Below are 24017 nucleotides of genomic sequence, written 5' to 3' on the forward strand. Positions count from 1 at the left end.
CCAATAGGAAACTTTCCTAACAATGATCTTGCAGTGGACTTCCCAGCGATCACCCTGGGAAGCTGAGCGACTGGGCAGTTGAAAGGCAGGTGTCGACAAACATGGCAGGATCCGCCGGTACGCCGGGCACCCCGCGCGTCCTGCGCGCCATGAACGACCGCGCCGCCCTCGATCTGCTGCTCGCGCACGGACCGCTCTCGCGGACCAGGATCGGGAAGCTGACCGGGCTGTCCAAGCCCACGGCCTCCCAGCTCCTCGCCCGGCTGGAGGCCGCCGGACTCGTGCTGGCCACCGGCACGAGCGAGGGGCGGCCGGGCCCCAACGCCCAGTTGTACGCCGTCAATCCGCGGGCCGCCCACGCGGCGGGCCTGGACGTCACGCCCGAGCGCATCCTCGCCGCCGTCGCCGATGTCACCGGCCGCACCGTGGGCGAGTACGAGCTGCTCACCCCGGGCCGGCGCCCCGCGCAGCCCGTGGTACGCCAGGTCACCGACGCCCTCGACGGCGCGGTGAAGGCGGCCGGTCTCGCCAGGGGCGACGTCCAGCGGCTCGTCATCGGGACACCCGGCGCCTTCGACCCCAACACCGGGCGGCTGCGGTACGCCTCCCACCTGCCCGGCTGGCACTCCCCCAGCCTCCTCGACGAGCTCGCGGCCGCGCTGCCGATGCCCGTCGAGTACGAGAACGACGTCAACCTGGTGGCCATCGCCGAGCAGCGGCTCGGGGCGGCGCGGGGACACGAGGACTTCGTGCTGCTGTGGAACGAGGGCGGCCTCGGCGCCGCCCTCGTCCTGGGCGGCCGACTGCACCGCGGCTGGACCGGCGGCGCGGGCGAGGTCGGCTTCCTGCCCGTGCCCGGCGCACCCCTCGTACGCCAGGTGACCAAGGCCAACAGCGGTGGCTACCAGGAGCTGGCCGGCTCGCAGGCCATTCCCAAGCTCGCCCGCGAGCTGGGCATCCAGCCGGTGCCGACCGGGCCCTACGCCGAGGTCGCCGCCGCCCTCGTCGAACAGGCCGCCCGCATCAACGAGGGGCCGCACCTGCGACTCCTGGAGACGTACGCGACCGGTCTCGCCACCGGTCTCGCCTCACTCGTCTCCGTGCTCGACCCCGAACTCGTCGTGCTCAGCGGCGCCTCGCTCACCGCCGGCGGTGAACCACTGCGCGTCCTGGTGCAGGCCGAGCTGGAGGAGCTGGCCGCCTCCCGACCGCGCCTCGTGGTCGGCGACGTACACGAACACCCCGTGCTGCGCGGCGCGTTGGAGAGCGCGCTGGCGGCCACCCGCGACGAGGTCTTCGACACCTCCCGCTGAGTCCCACCCCTCGACCGACTCCCCCGTCCCACGAACCGTCCCGCGAATCGTTCCGCGAACACCAACACCACCACCACCGCCCTGCCCTAGGGAGACCCCGCCATGCCCGGAATATCCAGGAAAGTCGCCACTGCTCTCGCCGCTTCCGCCTCGCTCGCCCTCTTCGCCACCGCCTGTACCGGCCAGTCGTCCTCGGGCGCGAGCGACGACGCCTCCAAGGACACGACGATCAACTTCTGGCACGCCTGGAGCGCGCCCGGCGAGATCGCGGGCGTGAAGGCCCTGGTCGCGGGCTTCGAGAAGACGCACCCCAACATCCACGTCAACATCGTCGCCAACATGACCGACGACAAGATCAACCAGGCCCTGCGCTCCGGCGGCGACAAGGCTCCCGACGTGATCTCCTCGTTCACCACCAACAACGTGGGCAAGTTCTGCTCCTCCGGTGCGCTGGTCGATCTCAACCCCTTCTTCAAGAAGGCGGGAATCGACCCGTCGACGACCTTCCCGAAGGCGATGAACGAGTACACCCAGTTCGACGGCAACCGCTGTACGGTGCCGCTGCTCGGTGACGCGTACGGCCTCTACTACAACAAGAACGCATTCAAGAAGGCCGGGATCTCCAGCCCCCCGAAGACCTGGTCCGAATTCGAGGCGGACGCGAAGAAGCTCACCATCTCCAAGGGCGACTCCTACTCCCAGCTGGGCTTCATGCCGAACTACCACGGCTGGGAGTCCACCACCGAGCACTACTTCGGCCAGTTCTCCCCGACGTACTTCGACAGCAGCGGCAAGTCGAACCTCGCCAAGGACCCCGCGTTCACCGCCGGATTCACCCTCCAGAAGAAGCTCGTCGACGAACTCGGCGGCTACCAGAAGCTGGAGAAGTACCGCTCCAAGCTCGGTGACGAGTGGGGCCCCAAACACCCCTTCCACACCGGCCAGGTCGCCATGCAGCTGGACGGCGAATGGCGGCTCGGCATGGCCGAGGACGCCAAGCCGAACTTCGAGATCGGCGTCGCCCCGCTGCCCGTCCCCGACGACCAGGCCGACCAGTACGGCAAGGGCTACATCACCGGCACCATCGCGGGCATCGCGGCCACCAGCAAGAAGCAGAACGCGGCCTGGGAACTGGTCAAATACATGACCACGGACACGGACGCGGTGGTCGGTTTCGCCAACGCCATTCACAATGTGCCCTCCACGCTGACCGCGCTCAAGTCACCGAAACTGAAGTACGACCCGCGTTTCAAGACGTTCCTGGACATCGCGTCGAACCCGAACTCGACGACAACTCCCGCGTCCATCAACGGCGGTACCTACCTCGTGACGATCCAGCAGTTCGGATACGACTACGAGAGCGGCAAGACGAAGGATCTGAAGGCGGGTCTGCAGAACACCGCCGCGCAGATCGACACGGACATCGCGCAGGCGAAGTAGCGGACGGGCACGGACATGAGCACCGTCACACTGGCCTCGAAGCGGCGCCGATCGGCGCTGCGCACCCTCGCCTTCATGTCGCCGTGGCTGATCGGCTTCGCGGTCTTCTTCGCCTATCCGCTGATCTCGACCGTCTATTTCTCGTTCATGCACTACGACGGCTTCAAACCACCGACGTGGAGCGGGACGAAGAACTGGACCTACGTCTTCGAGCACTACCCGCTGTTCTGGCCCGCGCTGCGCAACACCCTGTGGCTGGTTCTGGTCATGGTCAGCCTGCGGGTCGTCTTCGGACTCGGCGTGGGCCTGCTGATCACGAAGATCAAGACAGGCACGGGCGTCTTCCGCACCCTCTTCTACCTCCCCTACCTCGCCCCGCCCGTCGCCGCGACGATGGCCTTCGCCTTCCTCCTCAACCCCGGCACGGGACCGGTCAACTCGATCCTGGAGAAGGTCGGCATCCCGGCCCCCGGCTGGTTCAACGACCCCAGCTGGTCCAAGCCGGCCCTCACCCTGCTGGCCCTGTGGGGCATCGGCGACCTGATGGTCATCTTCATGGCTGCGCTGCTCGACGTACCGACGGAGCAGTACGAGGCGGCGGAGCTGGACGGCGCCTCGGCCTGGCAGCGGTTCCGGTACGTCACGCTGCCGAACATCTCGCCGATCGTGATGTTCGCCGTGGTCACCGGCGTGATCCAGACCATGCAGTACTACACCCAGCCACTGATCGCCGGGAAGGTCGCCTCGGGCGTCATCCAGGGCGCCGGTACGCAGTTCGAGCCCGGCTACCCCGACAAGTCGACGCTCACCCTGCCGCAGCTCGTCTACAACCTCGGCTTCCAGCGCTTCGACTACGGCTCCGCCTGTGTGGTCGCGCTCGTGCTCTTCGCCCTGTCCATGGTGTTCACCGCGTTCCTGATGCGGCGCCGGGGCGGTCTCATCCAGGCAGGTGACTGACACCCATGACACAAGTACTCGACAAGCCCGTGGAGTTGCGGGCCCCGGTCTCGCCCGCCGAGCGCACCGCCCGCCGCAAGGCCCTCCTGGAGTGGGTCGCGATCCACGCCCTCGGCGTCGCCACCGCCCTCTTCTTCGTCCTGCCCTTCGTCTTCGTCTTCCTGACCTCCCTGATGAGCGACTCGCAGGCACTCAGCCGCGATCTGATCCCGCACACCTGGGAGTGGGGCAACTACAAGAAGGTCTTCGACACCCCCGGCTTCCTCACCTGGTGGAAGAACACCCTGCTGTACGCCGGTGCCGGCACCGTCTTGACGGTCGTGTCGTCGATCCCCGTCGCGTACGCCCTCGCCAAGTTCCGCTTCCGGGGCCGGAACCTGTCGCTGATGCTGGTCATCTCGATGATGATGCTGCCGCCGCAGGTCGTCATCATCCCGATGTACCTCTTCTGGGCGAAACAACTGGACCTGTCCGGCACGCTGTGGCCGCTGATCATCCCGATGGCCTTCGGCGACGCGTTCTCCATCTTTTTGCTCCGCCAGTTCCTGATGACCATCCCGAACGAGTACCTCGACGCGGCGAAGGTCGACGGCTGCGGGGACCTGAGGGCCCTGCTGAAGGTCGTCCTGCCGATGGCGAAGCCGGGGATCGCCGCCGTGGCCCTCTTCCAGTTCTTCTACGCCTGGAACGACTACTTCGGCCCGCAGATCTACGCCTCCGAGAACCCCGGCGCCTGGACCCTCTCCTACGGCCTGGAGTCGTTCAAGGGCGCGCACCACACCGACTGGAACCTCACCATGGCCGCGACCGTACTGGTCATGGCCCCCGTGATCCTCGTGTTCTTCTTCGCACAGAAGGCGTTCGTCGAGGGCGTCACGCTCACCGGAGTGAAGGGTTGACACACACATGAAACTCACCGTGGTCGGCGGAGGGTCGACCTACACACCCGAACTCATCGACGGCTTCGCCCGGTTGCGGGACACCCTGCCCGTCGAGGAACTGGTCCTCGTCGACCCGGCCGCCGACCGCCTCGAACTGGTGGGCGGCCTGGCGCGGCGCATCTTCGCCAAGCAGGAGCACCCCGGCCGGATCGTCACGACCTCCGACCTGGACGCGGGCGTCGAAGGCGCGGACGCGGTCCTGCTCCAGCTGCGCGTCGGCGGCCAGGCGGCCCGCCAGCAGGACGAGACCTGGCCGCTGGAGTGCGGATGCATCGGCCAGGAGACGACGGGCGCGGGCGGTCTGGCGAAGGCGCTGCGCACGGTCCCGGTCGTCCTGGACATCGCGGAACGCGTCCGCCGTACCAACCCCCACGCCTGGATCATCGACTTCACCAACCCGGTCGGGATCGTGACGCGCGCGCTGCTCCAGGCGGGCCACAGGACGGTCGGGCTGTGCAACGTGGCGATCGGCTTCCAGCGGAAGTTCGCCGGAATGCTCGGGGTCGCCCCCGTGGACGTCCATCTGGACCACGTGGGCCTCAACCACCTCAGCTGGGAGACCGGGGTGCGCCTCGGCGGCCCCGAGGGCGAGAACGTCCTGCCGAAACTGCTGGCCGAACACGGCGACACGATCGCCGACGACCTGCGCCTGCCCCGCACCCTCGTGGACCGCCTGGGCGTGGTCCCCTCCTACTACCTGCGCTACTTCTACGCGCACGACGAGGTCGTACGAGAGCTGCGGACGAAACCGTCGCGGGCGGCGGAGGTCGCCGCGATGGAGCGGGAGTTGCTGACGATGTACGGCGATCCGGCACTCGACGAGAAGCCGGAGCTGCTCGCCAAGCGGGGCGGCGCGTTCTACTCCGAGGCGGCCGTCGACCTCGCCGCCGCGCTGCTCGGCGGGGGCGGCAGCCCCTACCAGGTGGTCAACACCTACAACAAGGGGACCTTGCCCTTCCTCCCGGACGACGCCGTGATCGAGGTGCAGGCGGCCGTCGGTCCGCACGGCCCGACACCACTGCCGGTCCTGCCGGTCGACCCCCTGTACGCGGGGCTGATGGCGGCCGTGACGTCCTATGAGGACCTGGCCCTGGAAGCCGCCCTGCGCGGCGGACGCGACCGGATCTTCCGGACCCTTCTCGCCCACCCCCTCATCGGCCAGTACGAGTACGCCGACGCCCTCACCGACCAACTGATCGCGCACAACCGGGAGCATCTCGCGTGGGCATGACGTCATCCGGACCCGGCGCCGGGACGGCCGCCGGATCCGACTCCGCGGGCATGGTCCTGGCCATCGACGCGGGGAACAGCAAGACCGACGTCGCGGTCGTGTCCGTGGACGGGCGGGTGGTCGGGGCCGCGCGCGGCGGGGGATTCCGGCCGCCGACGGTCGGGGTCGACACGGCCGTGGACGCCGTGGGCGAGGCCGTCGCCCGCGCCTTCGCCGAGGCGGGCGTCGACTCCGTGGCCCATGTCTCGGCCTGTCTCGCCAACGCCGATCTTCCTGTGGAGGAGGAGCAGTTGGCGGCCGCGCTGCACGCGCGCGGATGGGGCACGAGCGTGGAGGTGCGCAACGACACGTTCGCGATCCTGCGCGCCGGGATAGCGGAGCCGCGCGGGGTCGCCGTCGTGTGCGGCGCGGGTATCAACTGCGTCGGCATGCGCCCCGACGGCCGCACCGCCCGCTTCCCGGCGCTCGGCCGGATCTCCGGGGACTGGGGCGGGGGCTGGGGCCTGGCGGAGGAGGCCCTGTGGCACGCGGCCCGTGCGGAGGACGGCCGGGGCGGGCCCACGGCCCTGTCCCGCACCCTTCCGGCCCACTTCGGTCTGTCCTCGATGTACGCCCTGATCGAGGCGCTGCACCTGGAGCACATCGAGCACGACCGCCGGCATGAACTGACTCCTGTGCTGTTCGCGACGGCGGCGGAGGGTGACGAGGCCGCTCGCGCTCTCGTGGACCGGCTCGCGGACGAGGTCGTCGCGATGGCCACGGTCGCTCTGACCCGGCTCGACCTCCTCGCCGAGGAGACCCCCGTCCTCCTGGGCGGTGGTGTCCTCGCCGCCCGCCATCCCCAACTCGACGACCGGATCCGCGAACTCCTGTCGGCCCAGGCCCCCAAGGCGGTCCCCCAGGTGATCTCGTCCCGCCCCGTGCTGGGCGCCGCCCTCCTGGGCCTGGACCACGTCCACGCCCCCGCCGAGGTCCACACCCGCGTACGGGCCTTCTACGAGGGGGGTTGAGGGGCTTCGCCCCCAGACCCCCGGGTGGGTTCGTCGGCTGCGGGCCGGTGGGGGCCGTTCGCGCAGTTCCCCGCGCCCCTGAGGGCCGGGGCTGCGCCCCAGGCCCCCATCGGCCTCAACGACCTCGCCCTCAAACGCCGGACGACCCCAGGCTTTTAGGGGCGCGGGGAACTGCGCGCCAAGCCCCCACTCACCCGCACCCAAAAGACCACCCCTCGCACACACCCCAATACCGGCACATTCGAAAGGGAACCGAACACACACCGGTCGCGTATTCATGGTCAGGGGGGTGGCGCGGAGCGCCGCGGTCGCGCTGCCGTCCGAACGGGCCACCAGTGTACGAAGGGTGGGCTGCAATCCGAACAAGATCGAGTCAAGGCCTGTGCGGATGTCAGTCCAGACGGCGATACTTGCGGCCGTGCACCTCTCTTCGTGCTCCCGCGCACGCGGGGGAGGTGACCGACGGATGACCATGGGGGAGGTCAAGTGACACAGCCGCCGAAGGGCACGGCGCCACCGGGGCAGCCGGCCACGCCCACGATGCCGGCCGTCCCGCCGCAGTCCGGCGCGACAGCGGCCCAGTACGGCCCGACGGCGACAGCGACGGCGCCGCGGTCCGGGCCCCCCTCGCCACAGGGCAGACCCGCCACGCCCGACATCGCTCCCGCACGCCGCACCGCCTGGGCGGAGGGCGTGGAGCGCCTGCGCGCCGCGGCGACGACGGAGCCGGGCCGGCTGCGCCTCATCGGCGCCGTCCTCGCCCTCCTGGTCGTCGCGTTCGGCACGGTCACCGCCTGGCAGATGACGGAGCGCTCGAGCGCGGCGGACGACGTGCTGCACAGCAGCCAGCCGCTGAGCGCCGGCGCCGCCGACATCTACCGTTCGCTCGCGGACGCCAACACCGCGGCCTCCAGCGGCTTCCTCGCGGGCGGCCAGGAGAGCGCGGACACCCGCGACCGGTACGAGAAGGACATCCGGACGGCCGCGCAGGGGCTCATCACCGCCGCCGCCAACTCCGACCCGGGGTCCCCGTCCACGGACACGATCGCCAAGCTCAACAAGCTGCTGCCGGAGTACAAGGGCCTGATCGAGCGGGCCCGCGCCAACAACCGGCAGGGCTATCCGCTCGGCGGCGCGTACCTGCGGTACGCGAACGAGAAGATGCAGCAGCAGATGCTCCCCGCGGCCGAGGAGCTCTACAAGCGGGAGAACGCCCGGCTGAGCGCCGACTACGCCGACGCGAAGCCCTACCCGTGGGCCGCGATCGGTCTCGGCATCCTCGCGCTCGGCGGGCTCTTCTGGGCCCAGCGGCGCCATTACCACCGTACGAACAGGGTGTTGAACCAGGGACTGGTCGCCGCCACGGCCGCCTCCGCGGTGGTGCTGCTCTGGCTGGTGGTCGGGCACAGCGTGGCCCGGGCCGGGCTGAACTCCTCGTACGACCACGGGGTTCGCTCGCTGAACGTGCTGCACGACGCCCGGATCGCCTCCCTGAAGGCACGGGGCAACGAGAACCTGACGCTGGTCAGCCGGGGCGCGGAGACCAAGCAGGTGTCCGCGACGGAGGTCATGGACCTCTACGACTACGACTTCCAGCTGGACATGAAGACCCTCACCAAGGGCCTGGCGCTGGCCGAGGGCCTCGCCGACGACACGGCGGGCAAGAAGCCCGTCGAGGCCGCGACGGCCAACATGAAGGTCTGGAAGTCCCGCCACCAGGAGGCCCGCACGGCCGACGACGCGGGCGACTACCAGGGCGCTTTGAACAAGGTGATCGGTTCGGCGGCCGACAAGCCGACCGGCGAGTGCTTCGACGGCGTGGACACCAACCTCGCGGCGGCCCTGACGCACGAGGAGAGTGAGTTCAAGCAGGCGGCAGGCGACGGCCGGGACGCGATGAGCGGGCTCCCGGCGGGCGCGGCCGTCCTCGCGGTGCTGGCCGCGGCGGGCGCGCTGCTCGGCATCGGGCGCAGGCTTTCGGAGTACCGGTGAGAGGGGGAGCGGTGAAAGGGGGCATGGCGATGACTGCACGACGTCTGAGGGCGAGCCTGAAGGGCTGGGGCGGCGTGGGTGCGATGGCCCTCGCCCTGGTCGTCACCGCGGTCTTCGCCCTGTTGCTGCCGCTGAGCAGCGCCCACGGGGACGGCAGCACGGGCACCGGCGGCCAGGGCGTGGGCCAGGCCATCCAGGCGCGGGCCGACACGTGCACCGACCCGCAGGACCAGAGCCCCGCCCCGTCCTCCGACGACAACGGCAAGACGATCACGGCCATCAAGCAGCGCGGCTATCTGTCGGTCGGCGTCGACCAGAACAGCTACCGCTGGGGCTACCGCGATCCGAACAACACGGCGAAGAGCAGCGACCTGGAGGGCTTCGACATCGATCTCGCGCACGAGATCGCGCAGGAGATCCTCGGCGACCCGAACGCCGTCCGTTTCCACGCCATCCCCACCAACCAGCGCATCCCCGCGATCAAGTCCGGTCAGGTCGACATGGTGGTGCGCACCATGACGATCACCTGCTCCCGCCTCAAGGACGTGGCCTTCTCCGCCCCCTACTTCCTGACCGGACAACAGGTACTGGCCCCCAAGACCTCCGGCATCAAGGGGTACGACAAGACGCTGGCGGGCCGGCGGATCTGTTCGGCGGCTGGCTCGACGGCGTACGACAGGCTGTCGGCCGACAAGAAGGCGGGCACGCTCGCCTCCTCCGCGGACATCACCACCACCGTGCCCAACCAACTCGACTGCCTGGTGCGGCTGCAGCTCGGTCAGGTCGACGCCGTGGTGACCGACGGCGCGCTCGCCGCCAGCCAGGCGGCACAGGACCCGACGGTCGAACTGAAGGGCAAGACCTTCACCGACGACTACTACGGCGTGGCGATGAAGTTGGGCGCCGACGATCTGGTACGCCGGGTCAACCAGGTGCTCGTGGACTACCGCAAGAGCGGCGGCTGGCAGGCCTCGTACACCAAGTGGCTGTCCGCGACCCTGAAGGCGGACTCCCCGTCGGCGACTCCGCCGACGGCGCACTACAAGTAACGGAATTCCGGGTATCGGCAGCGCGGACGACGCGGCCGACGGGAACGCAAGCGACGGGCACGACCGAGAGCGAGAGGTGATCGATGGGCGTCACGGGACCCCCCGAGCCGGTGATGGACCGGGACGAGGTGGACCGTGCGCTGGCGCGGCTCGGCGCGGAGCACGAGGCCATCGAGACCTCGCTCCTCGCCCTGCAGGACCACGCGGGCCGCAGACTCCTCGAAGGCGCCGAGCTCACGGGCACGACCAACGAGCGCTGGTCGACCGCGGAGGCGTCGATCACGCTGCTGTGGGCGTACTTCGACGCGTACACGGACGCGCTGCGCTCCGCCCGCGACATCCGTTCCCGGCGCCGCTGGTCGAGCCGTGAGGACCTGGTCGAGCTGACCGAGCTGCTGCGTGGCGCGAGCATCACGGTCGCCGGCTCGACCACCGCCGCGGCGAACGCGCCGACGCTCTCGGGCACCGGCAAGCTCAGCGAGCAGTTCTCGCTGGTCGCGCTGGTGGAGCGGATGAACGAGCTGTACGCGTCCTCCCTCGACATGGTCGTCGCCGCGGACGCCGTCTGGTCCGCGCTGCCCGCCCGGATCGATTTACTGGCCGCGGAGCTCCAGCGCACCCGCCAGCTCGCGCACTCCGTGGGCGTACGCCCCGGTGAGCACCCGGCGGGCGACGACCTGGAGCGGATCACCCGGACGCTGAGCACCCTGCGTCAGCAGGTCGTCTCCGACCCGCTGGCCTTCTGGGTGCCCACGAAGGGCAGTTCGGCGCCCGGCGGCGGACGTCCCGACACGACGACGTACGACCGCGAGGCGCGCGCCCTGGAGGACGTGCGCCGTGAGATCGACGCGGTGCTCACCGTCCGCCAGGACGCAGAGGCCCGACTCGTGCGGCTGCGGGACGTACTCAGCCGTGCCGACCGCACGCTCGCGGAGGCGAGGAGCGCCCGCGGTGAGGTGCTGGCGAAGATCGCCGCGTCCGAGGTGCCGGCCGTCAGCGGGCCGCCGACGGTGCTGCAGGAGCAGTTGGCGGCGGCCGCGGAGTACCGCAGACACGCCCAGTGGCACCGTCTCTCGCCGCTCCTGGAGGCGCTGGAGGAGAAGGCCGAGGACGAGCTGCTGCGCGCCCGCGAGTCGTTGACCGCGGTCACCGCGCCGCTGGCGGTCCGCGCGGAGCTGCGCGGCCGCCTCGACGCGTACAAGGCGAAGGTGGCCCGGCACGGCCTCGCGGAGGACCCGTTCCTCATCGAGCGCTACGACGCGGCCCGACGCATGCTGTGGAGCGCGCCCTGCGATCTGCGGGTGGCGGAGGAGGCGGTGCTGCGCTATCAGCGGGCCGCCGTCGATCTGCTCAGCCCGCGGGTACCCGAACAGGGCGGCCCCACCGACCGTAGGGGGCCCCACGCGTGAGCGTTGAAGGTGATGCAGTGTGAGTGAGCAGCAGAAGTGCCAGCGGCCCGGTTGCCCGGGGTCGTACGAGGACGTGGGCGGCGGCGAGCTGTACTGCGACACGTGCGGTCTGGCACCCGTCGTCGCGTCGAACGGCATGGTGGGCTCGCCCCCGACCGGACTCACCGCGGGCGGCAAGGGCTCGCGCGGCTCCGGCAGCAGTTCGCGGGCGAGTTCCCGCAGCTCCAGTTCCCGTACGTCCTCGCGCTCCTCGCAGTCGCGGCGCTCGGTCTCCGGACGCCTGTCGCGCTCGCTGTCCGGCAACGCGACCGGCCGCTCGGTGTCGGTGCGCAGTTCGGGCTCGACCGCCGCCTCCAGTGGCCGCGGCCGGCTCGGCGTCGGGCTGGTGCAGGTGCCGGACGTGCCGCGGCCCGACCCGCGCGCGATGGTGCTGGAGAACCCGGAGGTGCCCGAGCGCAAGCGGTTCTGCTCGCGCTCCGACTGCGGGGCGCCCGTGGGCCGTTCGCGCGGTGAGCGGGTGGGGCGCACCGAGGGGTTCTGCACCAAGTGCGGTCACCCGTACTCGTTCGTGCCGAAGCTGCACACGGGCGACATCGTGCACGGCCAGTACGAGGTGGTGGGCTGTCTCGCGCACGGCGGGCTCGGCTGGGTCTACCTCGCCGTCGACCGTGCGGTCTCCGACCGCTGGGTGGTCCTCAAGGGTCTGCTCGACACCGGCGACCAGGACGCGATGGCGGCGGCGATCTCCGAGCGGCGCTTCCTGGCGGAGATCGAGCACGCCAACATCGTGCGGATCTACAACTTCGTGGAGCACCTGGACCAGCGGACGGGTTCGCTGGACGGGTACATCGTCATGGAGTACGTCGGCGGCAAGTCGCTGAAGGAGATCGCCAACGGGCGCCGGACGGGGGACGGGAAGCGCGATCCGCTGCCGGTCGAGCAGGCCTGCGCGTACGGCATCGAGGCCCTGGAGGCGCTCGGCCATCTGCACAGCCGCAATCTGCTCTACTGCGACTTCAAGGTCGACAACGCGATCCAGACCGAAGACCAGCTCAAGCTGATCGACATGGGCGCGGTGCGCAGAATGGACGACGACGAATCGGCCATCTACGGCACGGTGGGCTACCAGGCGCCGGAGGTGGCCGAGGTCGGTCCGTCGGTGGCGAGTGACCTCTACACGGTCGCCCGCACCCTGGCCGTGCTGACCTTCGACTTCCAGGGGTACACGAACGTCTTCGTGGACTCCCTGCCGGACCCGGACAACATCGAGGTCTTCCGGACGTACGAGTCCTTCTACCGGCTCCTGGTGCGCGCCACCGACCCCGATCCGGCGCGCCGGTTCGCGTCCTCGCAGGAGATGGCGGAGCAGCTGACGGGTGTGCTCAGGGAGGTCGTGTCCCTCCAGACGGGGCGGGCGCGCCCGTCCCTGTCCACCCTGTTCGGGCCGGAACTGAAGGTCACGGACACGGAGTTGTTCGGAAGGCTGGACGGAGACGTGTCACGGCTGGGGGCGCGCGCGGTGCCCCTGCGAGGGAGAAAGCGCGCGCCCTCGCCATCCCCCGGCAGCAACGGAGCGGGGGTGAACGGGACCCCGCCGCTCCCCCTGGCTCCCGCTCCGGTCCCGGCCACTGTGGTCAAGCCGCTGAACGCCGCGGCGACCGCGCTCGCGCTGCCGGTCCCCCGGGTCGACCCGGGGGACCCCAACGCCGGTTTCCTCGCGGGCCTGATGGCCTCGGCGCCCGCGGAGCTGATCACCGCGCTGCACGCGGCGCCCACCGGCTCTCTGGAGCTGCGCCTGCGCGAGCTGCGGGCCCGGCTGGAGATGGGCGAACTGGCCAGTGCGAGCAGGGCCCTGGAGGCGCTGGAGGCGGACCACCCCGACGACTGGCGGGTGGTCTGGTACCGGGGCGTCGCGGCCCTGGCGACCGGGGAGCACGAGACCGCGGCGCTGTCCTTCGACGCGATCTACGACGCCTTCCCGGGCGAGCCCGCGCCGAAGCTGGCCCTCGGCCTGTGCGCGGAGGTGCTCGGGCAGCTGGACAACGCGGGCGAGTACTACCGCCTGGTGTGGACGACCGACCCCAGCTATGTCAGCTCGGCGTTCGGCCTGGCCCGCGTACAGCTCGCGGCGGGCGACCGCCGCGGCTCCGTACGCACACTGGAGTCCGTACCGGAGTCGTCGATCCACTACACGGCGGCGCGGGTCGCGGCCGTGCGGGCGCGGCTGCGGCAGCGGCTGGCCGAGGAGGCGGCGGCAGCGGCGTTCCTGGACGATCTGACCGCCGCCGCGGGCCAGGTCGAGGCTCTGGACGGATACGGTCTGGACGCGGTGCGACGCGAGCAGTTGTCGACGGAAGTCCTTGGCTGCGCCCTGGACTGGGTACTCTCCGGTAGCCAGAGTTCCGCCCTGCACTCCGTCGGCGGACGGGTGCTGCTCGGCAGTGAGGTGGACGAGCGCGGTCTGCGTTTCGCACTGGAGCGTTCGTACCGCACGCTGGCCCGCCTCGCGCAGGGCGGCGAGGAGAGGATCGACCTGGTGGAACGTGCCAACCGTTACCGCCCCCGGACGTGGGTGTGATTGATGTCCCAGATGCCCCAGCCGACGGCCCTTTCGCGGTGCCCCAGTTGCGAGGAGCCCCTGGAGACGGGTGACCGTTTCTGCGGTGCGTGCGGGTACGACCTGTCGGCGGTGCCCACACCGCCCCAGGACCACCCCACGATCGCCATGAACGGCTCGTCGACACGCTCCTCCGAGGCCGCCGCGTCCCTGGACTGGCCCCTCGCGCCGGAGCCGGCGAACTCCGACACGCCCGCGCCTGTGCACCGGGCGACCGACATCCGGGGCATGGACTCGGGCGGCTCCGAACTCCCGCACCCGGACACGGAGTCCGCGGGAGCCCAGCAGCCGGGCGACCACCCCTCGGGCGGGCAGCCTTCGGGGGCAGGGCCTTCGGGCGGGCAGCCTTCGGGTGCAGGGCCTACGGGCGGGCAGCCTTCGGGCGTACGGTTCGACCGGCCCCCGGAGCCCGACGAGTACCCGCTCGCCCCGCCGGCCGAAGCCCCCGCCGGGCCTGTCGTCGATCCGCGGACCGCCGACCTCGCCGCACCCGTCACGCCCCCCGCGGGCACCAAACTGTGCGTCGCCTGCCGCTCCGGTCATGTGGACAGCGACGGCTACTGCGAGAACTGCGGGCACGCCCAGCCGCGCGAACGGGATCACATGGAGCAGGAGTTGGGTGCGGTGGCCGCGGTCAGCGACCGGGGTCTGCGTCACCACCGCAACGAGGACGCGTTCGCGATCTCCTCGACCGCGCTGCCGGACGGCTCTCCCGCGGTCGTCGCGATCGTCTGCGACGGGGTCTCTTCGGCGACCCGCCCCGACGAGGCCTCGCTCGCCGCGTCGCGGGCGGCCAATGAGGCGCTGCTGGCGGCGCTGCCGCTCGGCACCCACCCGCAGCAGGCCATGCACGAGGCGATCCTCGCGGCCTCCGAGGCCGTCAACTCGCTGGCCGAGGCGCCCCCCGCGCACGAGGAGCACGCCCCGCACCAGAACGCGCCCGCCTGCACCCTCGTCGGCGCCGTCGTCACCCCCGCCCTGCTGATCGTCGGCTGGGTCGGCGACAGCCGCGCCTACTGGGTTCCCGTCGACCGGACTTCACCCCCCGCCCGGCTCACCGAGGACGACTCCTGGGCCGCGCAGATGGTCGCCGCGGGCCTGATGAGCGAGGCGCAGGCGTACGCCGACGAGCGCGCCCACGCCATCACGGGCTGGCTCGGCGCGGACGCGTACGAACTGGAGCCGCACACCGCTTCTTTCAAGCCGGACCGGCCCGGTGTGGTGGTCGTGTGCACCGACGGACTGTGGAACTACGCGGAGGCGGCGGAGGAGATGGCCGAGGTCGTGCCGCTGGACGCCGCCGAAAGGCCCCTTCACAGCGCCCAGGTCCTGATGGGTCACGCCCTGGACGGTGGGGGCCACGACAACGTAACAGTGGCCGTCGTCCCGTTCCCGGCCCCGCCGCAGGGGGCAGGATCGGCCTGAGGCCGCGAAAAGGCGCAATCCGTGCCCACGGGGACGGCCTCGGACCGGAGGGGACCGGTCCGCATACAGTCATCGCCTCCGCCAACTACCGGAGGTCTTGAGGGGGACGAAGAAGGCATGGCCAATTTCTCGAAGTCGAACGTGCCGCAGTTCTCGGTCGACGTGTACCAGAACGAGTACCTGCCCGAGGGCGGCCGCGAGGTCAACGCGATCGTCACGGTGAGCGCCACCGGCGGCGGCACCGTCGGGAGCGCGGTCGGCGCGCCCCACCTGTACGCGGCGGGCCGGGGCCCGGACGCCGCCGTGGTGATCATGGTCGACTGTTCCGGCTCGATGGACTACCCGCCGACCAAGATGCGCAACGCCCGCGAGGCCACGGCCGCCGCGATCGACACCCTGCGCGACGGCGTGCACTTCGCGGTGATCGGCGGCACGCACGTCGCCAAGGAGGTCTACCCCGCGGGCGGGCGCCTCGCGGTGGCCGACGCGGCGACCCGCGGCCAGGCCAAGGAGGCACTGCGCAGGCTGAGCGCGGGCGGCGGTACGGCGATCGGCACCTGGCTGCGCCTCGCCGACCGACTGCTGTCCTCGGCCGAGGTGTCGATCCGGCACGGCATCCTGCTGACCGACGGCCGCAACGAACACGAGTCGCCACAGGACCTCAAGGCCGCGCTCGACTCCTGTGCCGGACGTTTCACCTGTGACGCGCGTGGAGTGGGCACGGACTGGGAGGTCAAGGAGGTCACCGGGATCGCCTCGGCGCTGCTCGGCACCGCCGACATCGTCGCGGACCCGGCCGCCCTGTCCGCCGACTTCACACAGATGATGGAGACGGCCATGGGCAAGGAGGTCGCGGACGTCGCGCTGCGCCTGTGGACGCCGGTCGGCACCGAGATCAAGTTCGTCAAGCAAGTGGCCCCCACGGTCGAGGAGCTGACCGACCGTCGCACCGAGGCGGGCCCGCGCGCCGGCGACTACCCCACCGGGTCCTGGGGCGACGAGTCCCGCGACTACCACGTGTGCGTCGAGGTCCCCTTGGCCGGAGTGGGCCAGGAGATGCTGGCCGCCCGGGTCTCGCTCGTCGTGCCGCAGGGCGACGGGGGCGTGCACAACCTCGGCGCCCAGGGGCTCGTCAAGGCCGTGTGGACCGACGACATGGTGGCCTCGACGAGGATCAACGCCCAGGTCGCACACTACACAGGCCAGGCCGAACTGGCGCAAGTCATCCAACAAGGTCTGGATCTTCGCAAATCGGGAGATGTCGACGGGGCAACGGCCAAGCTGGGCCGCGCCGTTCAGCTCGCGAGCGCGTCGGGCAACGCGGATACTGCGAAACTGCTTGCGAAGGTGGTGGACGTGGTCGACGCCGCGGCAGGTACTGTGCGATTGAAGGCAAGGGTCGAAGAGGCTGACGAAATGACCCTTGAGACACGGTCCACAAAGACTGTTCGTGTAAAGAAGTAGCGAGCCCGGTTCCCGTGGGGAACTGGAGAAACCCGGTCACAACGGCCGGAAAAGGAGAGGGGGAAGCGCCGACATGCCGACCTGCCCGAACGGACACCAGTCGGGTTCCGACGACTGGTGCGAGGTCTGCGGTCACCGCATGGCCGGTGCCGTGCCTCCGCCCCCTCCACCGCCGCCGCCCGCCGCCGGTTACGGCTATCCGCCGCCCGGCTCGCCCCCGCCCTCCGGTCCCGGGGGTCCCGGCGGCCCCGGCGCCCCCGGTGGGCGCCCGCACCTGTCCGCCGTGCCCAATTCCGAGCCGGAGCTCTGCCCGCAGTGCCGTACGCCCCGTGAGGGCGGTGCGCCGTTCTGCGAGGAGTGCCGGTGGAACTTCCTGACGAACACGGCGACCTCGTACACCCCGGCGGCGCCGCGTCCGCAGTCACCCGCGCCCGGAATGCCCAATCCGGCGCTGCGCTTCCAGCAGCCGCCGCAGGGGCAGCCGGGCGGTCCCGGCCCCGCGACCGGTCCCGGTCACGACCCGTTCGACTACCAGAGCTCGCGGCCCTCGCAGATGAACCGCCCCGCGGAACCGATTCCGCCCTACGGGCAGGATCCGTCGGGCTTCCGCGGCGACCCGTCCCGTCAGGGCGGTCCCGGTGGTCCTGGTGGGCCCGGCGGCCCTGGCGCTGGTCCCGGTGGGCCCGGTGGCTTCGGTGGTCCTGGTCCTGGCGGTTTCGGTGCGGACCCGTCCCGTCCGGTTCCGCCGCCGCCCGGGCCCACGCCCGGCGGACCCGGTGGCCCCGGCGCCCCGCAGGCCTTCACCCAGCAGCCGGCCGCGCCCGCGTTCCCGCAGCAGGGTCCGCCCGGGCCCGGCGGTCCGCAGCCCGGGGGCCCGTCCTTCGGCGGCGGTGACGACGACTGGGTGATCTCCCCGCCGTCGGGCAATTCGCCCGGCGGGCCGGGTGGTCCCGGCGGCCACCCCGGTGGTCCCGGCATGGGTCAGGGCGGCGGCTACGGCTATCCGCAGCCCGGCGTGACCCAGGCCCCGCCCGGCCCCGGTCCCGACTACCAGCAGCAGCGGCAGCCGCTGTCCTGGAGCGCGACGATCGGTCCCGACCGCGAGTACTTCATGGCGATGATGCAGCGCTCCGGCCCCGAGGCCGCGGGCCTGAACCTGCCCGCGTACTCGCCGGAGCAGCAGCGCCCGCTCACCGGCAACCAGATGACGATCGGCCGCCGTCGGCACTCCACCGGCGACATCCCCGACATCGACCTCTCGGTGCCCCCGGAGGACCCGGGCGTCTCGCACCAGCACGCGGTCCTGGTCCAGCAGCCGGACGGCAGCTGGGCGGTCGTCGACCAGAACTCGACCAACGGCACCACGGTCAACGGCGGCGAGGAGCCCATCCAGCCCTTCGTGCCGATCCCGCTCCAGGACGGCGACCGGGTGCATGTCGGCGCCTGGACGACGATCACCATCAGGCGAGGCTGACGGCGGGGGTCGCGGCAGGGACCACGGCAGGAGTCACGGCAGGAGTCATGGCAGCGGCCAGGCGTACGGCCCCTCGGGGTCGTCCAGCCACGCCCAGGCGTCCGCGCCGTCGACCGTGACCCCGTACCGCTCGCGCACGGGCCGGTTCTCGCGTTCCCACAGCTCGTACGCCTCGTACGGGTCGAGGCCGCGCCCTGCCAGGGTCAGCAGGAATCGGAACAGCTCGTCGCCGCGGGCCCGGCGCGGCAGCTCGCGCAGGTCCTGCGGCTCCGACTCCTCGGGCCGGCTCTCGCCGCGCAGGGGCACGAAGTAGGCCGGCGTGTGCAGGAAACGCCCCTCGGCGTGTCCGGCGTCCCGGACGCGCAGCGCGATCAGGCCGGTGGACAGCGGCGCCAGGATGCGGGCGCCGGGACGGCACTGGGCGAGCCACGGCCGCGGGATCGAGGTCAGCGTGCAGGTCGCGATGATCCGGTCGAAGGGGGCGCGTTCGGGGACCCCGCGGGCGCCGTCCGCGGTGACGACGGTCGGGTGGTATCCGGCGGTGGCCAGGTGCCGGCGCGCGGACTCGGTGATCTCCGGGTCGAGGTCGACCGTGGTCACCAGGCGGTCGCCGAGACGGTGGGCGAGCAGCGCCGCGTTGTAGCCGGTGCCGGCGCCGATCTCCAGGACGGCGTCCCCCTCCCGTACCTCCAGCGCGGTCAGCATCATCGCCATCAGCGAGGGCTGGCTGCTGGAGGAGACCAACTCACCGTCGCGCACCCGGGTGGCCAGCGGGGCGTCCGCGTAGGCGCCGCGCACCCAGTGCTCACGGCTGCGCGGGTCGGGGTCCTCGCCCCACACCCGCTCGAAGCCGCCCACGGCACCGACGTAGTAGTACGGCACGAAGAGGTGGCGCGGGACCTCCTCGAACGCCGCCCGCCACACCGGGTCGGCGGCCCAGGCCCCACTCCGGTCGATTTCGCGCACCAGGGCGGCCCGCGCCAGGGTGGCGAGGTTGTCGAGGTCGTGATCGTGGTCGTGGTCGTGGTCGAGAGCGTGCCCGCTCATACCTCCACTGTGCGGCGGGACGGGCCGCGAGGCGAGTGCCGCACCCGCTGGGCCGCCAGGTCGCTGGGGGCGCTGGGTCGCTGGTCCTAAGCCTTGCGTCCTCGGTCACCCGGTCTGAGACGATGGTGAGGTGAAAGAGATTCGGCGCGGCACGCTTCAGGAGCAGACCTTCTACGAGCAGGTCGGCGGCGAGGAGACCTTCCGGCGCCTCGTGCACCGCTTCTACGAGGGAGTGGCCGAGGACCCGCTGCTGCGGGCCATGTACCCCGAAGAGGACCTGGGCCCGGCCGAGGAGCGCTTCAGGCTGTTCCTGATCCAGTACTGGGGCGGCCCGACGACGTACAGCGACAACCGCGGTCACCCCCGGCTGCGCATGCGGCACGCCCCGTTCGCCGTCGACCAGGCGGCACACGACGCCTGGCTGGCGCACATGCGCGTGGCCGTCGACGAGCTCGGCCTCTCCGAGGAGCACGAGCACACGCTGTGGAACTACCTGACGTACGCGGCGGCGTCGATGATCAACACGGCCGGCTGAGAGCGCCCCTCCGGGGGGATCAGCGGACGCTGACGTCCAGTGCCCCGAGTCCCGCCCGGCGGACGGCGATCGATCCGTAGGGCGTACGCAGCCGCAGCCACGCCCCGGACGAGTACAGCCCCAACGGGCTCTCGCCCGGGTCGGCCTGACGCACCGGCAGCAGGAACCCGAGCGACTGCGCCGCGTGCACGGCTCGTACCTGAAGGCCGGTGTCACCGATCGGCCGGGACCAGATCTCCCGTCCTATGCGGTCGAGTTCGGCGCGGGTACGGGCCTCGGGCGCCAACTCCTGCGTACGGGACCGGAATTCGGCGACCGCGGTGGCGACCATCGCGCGTACGGCGTCCGGTCCGGGCAGTCCCGGCTCCGGCTGCCAGCCTCCGCGGGGCGGGAGGACCCCGGCCCACGGCGGCCCGGTGACCGCCCCGGGAACGCTGACGGTGGCCGCCGACTCGTCGATGGACTCCAGGAGTTCACCGGCGGAGACGGTCACGTCGAGTGTCACGTCGAGACCGTTCTCGTACGGCTTGGCGAGCCGCGCCGTACGGATCGCAAGGACCTCGAACGACGGCGGCCGGCCGAAGACCGCGAGCGCGGTGCCGGACACCTGGAGGCGTACGGCGGCGGCGCGGTCGTAGTGGATCAGCCGGGCGAGGAAGGCGGCGAGGTCCGCCGCCTCCCCGTCGTCGGTGAGGTGCAACGCGGTCACGGTCATGCCGCGACGGCCTCGTCCACGTCGTCCCGGTACGACTCCAGGAACTCGCGTTCCTCGGCCGTGATCCGGCGCGGGCGCTGCGTCTCGAAGTCGAACGGCACGATGACCGTCGAGGCCGTGACATAGACCTGGTCCGGATCCTTGACCTCGTAGGCGATCGTGAACGACGCGGCTCGTATCTGCGTCACCCACAGCTCGATGTCCACCGGCGTGTGCCGGTGGACCAGCTGCCGCTTGTAGTCGATCTCGTGGCGCGCTACCACGGACCCCTGCTTGAAGTCCTTCTCCGGGCGGAACAGGAAGTCGATACGGGCTTCCTCCAGATAGCGGAGGAAAACCACGTTGTTGACGTGGCCGTACGCGTCCATGTCCGCCCAGCGCAGCGGGCAGCGGTAGATGTGCCGCAAGATCGATCAGCCCCGGGTCAGCTTCTTGTAGGTGGCACGGTGCGGGCGCGCGGCGTCCGCGCCGAGGCGCTCGATCTTGTTCTTCTCGTACGACTCGAAGTTGCCCTCGAACCAGAACCACTTCGAGTCACCCTCGTAGGCGAGGATGTGCGTCGCGACCCGGTCCAGGAACCAGCGGTCGTGGGAGACGACCACGGCCGCACCCGGGAACTCCAGCAGCGCGTTCTCGAGCGAGGACAGCGTCTCGACGTCGAGGTCGTTGGTCGGCTCGTCGAGGAGCAGCAGGTTGCCGCCCTGCTTGAGGGTGAGGGCGAGGTTGAGCCGGTTGCGCTCACCGCCGGAGAGGACACCGGCCGGCTTCTGCTGGTCGGGGCCCTTGAACCCGAAGGCGGAGACGTACGCGCGCGACGGCATCTCGACCTGGCCCACATTGATGTAGTCCAGCTCGTCCGAGACGACGGCCCACAGCGACTTCTTCGGGTCGATGTTCTCGCGGCTCTGGTCGACGTAACTGATCTTGACGGTCTCGCCGACCTTGATCGTGCCGGAGTCCGGCGTCTCGAGTCCCTGGATCATCTTGAAGAGCGTGGTCTTGCCGGCGCCGTTCGGGCCGATGACGCCGACGATCCCGTTACGCGGCAGCGTGAAGGAGAGGTCGTCGATGAGGACCTTCTCCCCGAAGGCCTTGGAGAGGTTGTTGACCTCGACGACGATGGAACCCAGACGCGGGCCCGGCGGGATCTGGATCTCCTCGAAGTCCAGCTTCCGCATCTTGTCGGCCTCGGCCGCCATCTCCTCGTAGCGGGACAGACGCGCCTTGGACTTGGCCTGACGCCCCTTGGCGTTGGACCGCACCCACTCGAGCTCTTCCTTGAGCCTCTTCGCCCGCTTGGCGTCCTTCTGGCCTTCGACCTTGAGGCGGGAGGCCTTCTTGTCGAGGTACGTGGAGTAGTTGCCCTCGTAGGGGTGCGCGCGGCCACGGTCGAGCTCGAGGATCCACTCGGCGACGTTGTCGAGGAAGTACCGGTCGTGGGTGACGGCGACGACGGTGCCCGCGTACTTCGCGAGGTGCTGCTCCAGCCACTGCACGGACTCGGCGTCCAGGTGGTTGGTGGGCTCGTCGAGGAGCAGCAGGTCGGGCGCCTCGATCAGCAGCTTGCACAGCGCGACGCGGCGCTTCTCACCACCGGAGAGGTTGGTGACCGGCCAGTCGCCGGGCGGGCAGCCCAGGGCGTCCATGGCCTGCTCCAGCTGGGCGTCCAGGTCCCACGCGCCTGCGTGGTCCAGGTCGTCCTGGAGCTTGCCCATCTCCTCCATGAGCGCGTCCGAGTAGTCGGTCGCCATGAGCTCGGCGACCTCGTTGAAGCGCTTGAGCTTGCCCATGATCTCGGCGGCGCCGTCCTGGACGTTCTCCAGAACGGTCTTGGACTCGTCGAGCGGGGGCTCCTGCAGCAGCATCCCGACGCTGTACCCGGGTGACAGGTACGCCTCACCGTTGGACGGCTGCTCGAGCCCCGCCATGATCTTCAGAACGGTGGACTTACCGGCACCGTTGGGACCGACCACACCGATCTTCGCACCCGGCAGGAAGTTCAAGGTGACGTCGTCGAGAATCACCTTGTCGCCGTGCGCCTTGCGCGTCTTGCGCATGGTGTAAATGAACTCAGCCAAGAGAAACCGTCCGGACGCTTGAAATCGGCAGTGGGCAGATACACCCCATCTTGCCTGACGGCTACCCCTCGAAGGAAACCCGTTCGGCCGGGGGGCCGTGACCTGGCCGTTCACCGACCGTGCTGGTGGCTGACCTGTCACTGGTTGTCGTCGCCGGTCACCGCCGAGCGACCTCGCACGGCCCAGGGACGGCCCAGGGACGGCCCAGAGATGATCACTCACTCGGCACTCTGGGGCCCGTGGGCAACATGTACTCGTCGTAGAGAGTTCATGACTGCACCGGAGACCACGAGCACCGCCTTCTAAGCCTGGTGGCGCGGGGTGGCGACTGCGCGCAGGTCGTTCCGGGTTTGGAGAGTCCCCGGCTCGGCGGCGCATCTCGACCGCGGCGGACCGGTGTTGCCCCTGGTTGACCATCTGATGTGGCACGGCCTGTGGCGCGCGCCGACGCCCGCCTTCGGACATCGGTCACGGTCGCCGCTCGACACCGCCACCTGCCGTCGCAATGGCCGGACAGTGACGCTCGTGTACGTCTTTGTCCGGGGGCGTTGATGGCGGCGTGTCGGGACTGTCCTTGGTGGTGATGCAGTCATGGCCGCGTCAGCCGCCCCCCAAACTCCGCCGTTCGTGTGGATCGAGCCTCCACACAATGGAGTCCGTGCGCTTCTTGATCATGCTCGCCTTAGCGTGAACTTGCGCATCGGCCCCTGCCGTGCTGCCCCAACCTCTCCCGGTAGCCAAGCGAGGTCACACCCATGAGAATTCGTAGAGTCATCAGCTCCCTGATCGCCGGAGCGGCAGTGGCGGTTCTGGCATCGCCGATGCCGGCTTCGGCGGCGGACACGCCGGTGACCGTCCAGGTCTCGTCAGGCACGCTCGACATCAGCGTCCCGGCGGGGCCCGTGAATCTCGGCACCGTCGCCGTCAGCGGCAGTGCGCAGTCGGTCAACAGCCAGCTGGGCAACGTCACGGTGACAGACGGTCGAGGCGGTACCGCGGGCTGGACCGCCACGGCAAGCGCGGTCGACTTCACGGGCCCCCAGAACATCTCCGTATCCGCTAACGGCTCCAGCGCTTACATCACACCGGCAGCCTCGGTCAGCGGCACCGCCACTGTCACCTCGAGCGACTTGAACGCGCTCTATCCCCCTGGCGCCGTCCAGGTGGCCACCGGCGTGAGCGGCATCAACTCGGCCACCTGGAACCCGACGATCCATCTCACCATTCCCGCGAACGCGCTGGCGGGAACGTACAGCTCGACGATCACGCACTCCGTGGCCTGAGACCTCGTACGTCCTCACCGCAAAAAAGGAAACCGTA

The 24017-nt window shown here is 70.5% G+C and carries 19 protein-coding genes; 15 read left to right on the forward strand and 4 right to left on the reverse strand.

The genetic code is table 11. From position 1 onward, the window contains the following. The first annotated feature begins 101 nt into the window (after nt 1–101). The 13 genes from ACFVWD_RS30880 (at nt 102) to ACFVWD_RS30940 (ending at nt 18322) form a co-directional block, all read left to right on the forward strand. Nucleotides 102–1313 (forward strand): ROK family transcriptional regulator, encoded by a 1212-nt coding sequence (locus ACFVWD_RS30880; RefSeq protein ID WP_099922615.1) that lies wholly within the window; start codon nt 102–104, stop codon nt 1311–1313. 102 nt (nt 1314–1415) lie between these two features. Further along, a complete protein-coding gene (locus tag ACFVWD_RS30885) occupies nt 1416–2753 on the forward strand; it encodes an ABC transporter substrate-binding protein (RefSeq protein ID WP_389600813.1) in 1338 nt (445 codons plus the stop codon). Between the two features lie 15 nt (nt 2754–2768). Then, nucleotides 2769–3710: a carbohydrate ABC transporter permease gene (locus ACFVWD_RS30890; RefSeq protein WP_075031872.1), complete on the forward strand. Its 942-nt coding sequence runs from the start codon at nt 2769–2771 to the stop codon at nt 3708–3710. Between the two features lie 5 nt (nt 3711–3715). After that, on the forward strand, nt 3716–4609 hold the full coding sequence (locus tag ACFVWD_RS30895; RefSeq protein ID WP_389600815.1) for a carbohydrate ABC transporter permease: 894 nt from the start codon (nt 3716–3718) through the stop codon (nt 4607–4609). A gap of 7 nt (nt 4610–4616) precedes the next feature. Beyond that, complete coding sequence (locus ACFVWD_RS30900) at nt 4617–5882, forward strand: 6-phospho-beta-glucosidase (RefSeq protein WP_389600816.1); 1266 nt, start codon at nt 4617–4619, stop codon at nt 5880–5882. Further along, entirely contained in the window at nt 5879–6892 is a 1014-nt protein-coding gene (locus tag ACFVWD_RS30905; protein WP_389600817.1) for an N-acetylglucosamine kinase, read from the forward strand. Before ACFVWD_RS30900 ends, ACFVWD_RS30905 begins: the two co-directional genes overlap by 4 nt. A gap of 540 nt (nt 6893–7432) precedes the next feature. Beyond that, nucleotides 7433–8884 carry a hypothetical protein gene (locus tag ACFVWD_RS30910; RefSeq protein WP_389600888.1) on the forward strand — a complete coding sequence of 484 codons (1452 nt, stop codon included), beginning with the start codon at nt 7433–7435 and terminating at the stop codon, nt 8882–8884. Nucleotides 8885–8913: 29 nt separating this feature from the next. Beyond that, nucleotides 8914–9933 carry a glutamate ABC transporter substrate-binding protein gene (locus tag ACFVWD_RS30915; protein ID WP_389600819.1) on the forward strand — a complete coding sequence of 340 codons (1020 nt, stop codon included), beginning with the start codon at nt 8914–8916 and terminating at the stop codon, nt 9931–9933. 83 nt (nt 9934–10016) lie between these two features. After that, complete coding sequence (locus ACFVWD_RS30920; protein WP_389600821.1) at nt 10017–11342, forward strand: hypothetical protein; 1326 nt, start codon at nt 10017–10019, stop codon at nt 11340–11342. A 19-nt stretch (nt 11343–11361) separates the two neighbouring features. After that, nucleotides 11362–13920, forward strand: a complete 2559-nt coding sequence (locus ACFVWD_RS30925) for a tetratricopeptide repeat protein (RefSeq protein WP_389600822.1) — start codon at nt 11362–11364, stop codon at nt 13918–13920. After that, nucleotides 13921–15384 (forward strand): PP2C family serine/threonine-protein phosphatase, encoded by a 1464-nt coding sequence (locus tag ACFVWD_RS30930; RefSeq protein WP_389600824.1) that lies wholly within the window; start codon nt 13921–13923, stop codon nt 15382–15384. A 117-nt stretch (nt 15385–15501) separates the two neighbouring features. Next, nucleotides 15502–16848, forward strand: coding sequence for a VWA domain-containing protein (locus ACFVWD_RS30935; RefSeq protein ID WP_389600825.1), 1347 nt, complete (start codon nt 15502–15504; stop codon nt 16846–16848). Between the two features lie 73 nt (nt 16849–16921). Beyond that, the gene (locus tag ACFVWD_RS30940; protein WP_389600827.1) at nt 16922–18322 is read left to right on the forward strand and encodes an FHA domain-containing protein; all 1401 of its coding nucleotides are present in this window, start codon (nt 16922–16924) and stop codon (nt 18320–18322) included. A 45-nt stretch (nt 18323–18367) separates the two neighbouring features. On the opposite strand, the gene ACFVWD_RS30945 is transcribed toward ACFVWD_RS30940, so the two are convergent. Beyond that, a complete protein-coding gene (locus ACFVWD_RS30945) occupies nt 18368–19369 on the reverse strand; it encodes a methyltransferase domain-containing protein (protein ID WP_389600828.1) in 1002 nt (333 codons plus the stop codon). A gap of 130 nt (nt 19370–19499) precedes the next feature. Between ACFVWD_RS30945 and ACFVWD_RS30950 the strand changes: the two genes are divergently transcribed. Further along, nucleotides 19500–19904, forward strand: coding sequence for a globin (locus tag ACFVWD_RS30950; RefSeq protein WP_389600829.1), 405 nt, complete (start codon nt 19500–19502; stop codon nt 19902–19904). Between the two features lie 19 nt (nt 19905–19923). Here the strand turns inward: ACFVWD_RS30950 and ACFVWD_RS30955 are convergent, their stop codons facing one another. The 3 genes from ACFVWD_RS30955 to ettA are packed head-to-tail and all read right to left on the reverse strand — an operon-like array spanning nt 19924 to nt 22697. Further along, nucleotides 19924–20613: a hypothetical protein gene (locus tag ACFVWD_RS30955; RefSeq protein WP_389600890.1), complete on the reverse strand. Its 690-nt coding sequence runs from the start codon at nt 20611–20613 to the stop codon at nt 19924–19926. A 2-nt stretch (nt 20614–20615) separates the two neighbouring features. After that, nucleotides 20616–21026: a thioesterase family protein gene (locus tag ACFVWD_RS30960; protein WP_329534131.1), complete on the reverse strand. Its 411-nt coding sequence runs from the start codon at nt 21024–21026 to the stop codon at nt 20616–20618. A gap of 6 nt (nt 21027–21032) precedes the next feature. Further along, a complete protein-coding gene (ettA, locus tag ACFVWD_RS30965; protein WP_389600830.1) occupies nt 21033–22697 on the reverse strand; it encodes an energy-dependent translational throttle protein EttA in 1665 nt (554 codons plus the stop codon). Nucleotides 22698–23452: 755 nt separating this feature from the next. Between ettA and ACFVWD_RS30970 the strand changes: the two genes are divergently transcribed. Further along, a complete protein-coding gene (locus tag ACFVWD_RS30970; RefSeq protein WP_389600832.1) occupies nt 23453–23980 on the forward strand; it encodes a hypothetical protein in 528 nt (175 codons plus the stop codon). Nucleotides 23981–24017 lie beyond the last annotated feature (37 nt).

Origin of the sequence: Streptomyces sp. NPDC058086 (assembly GCF_042885015.1) — a bacterium.
Classification (GTDB): Bacteria; Actinomycetota; Actinomycetes; order Streptomycetales; family Streptomycetaceae; genus Streptomyces.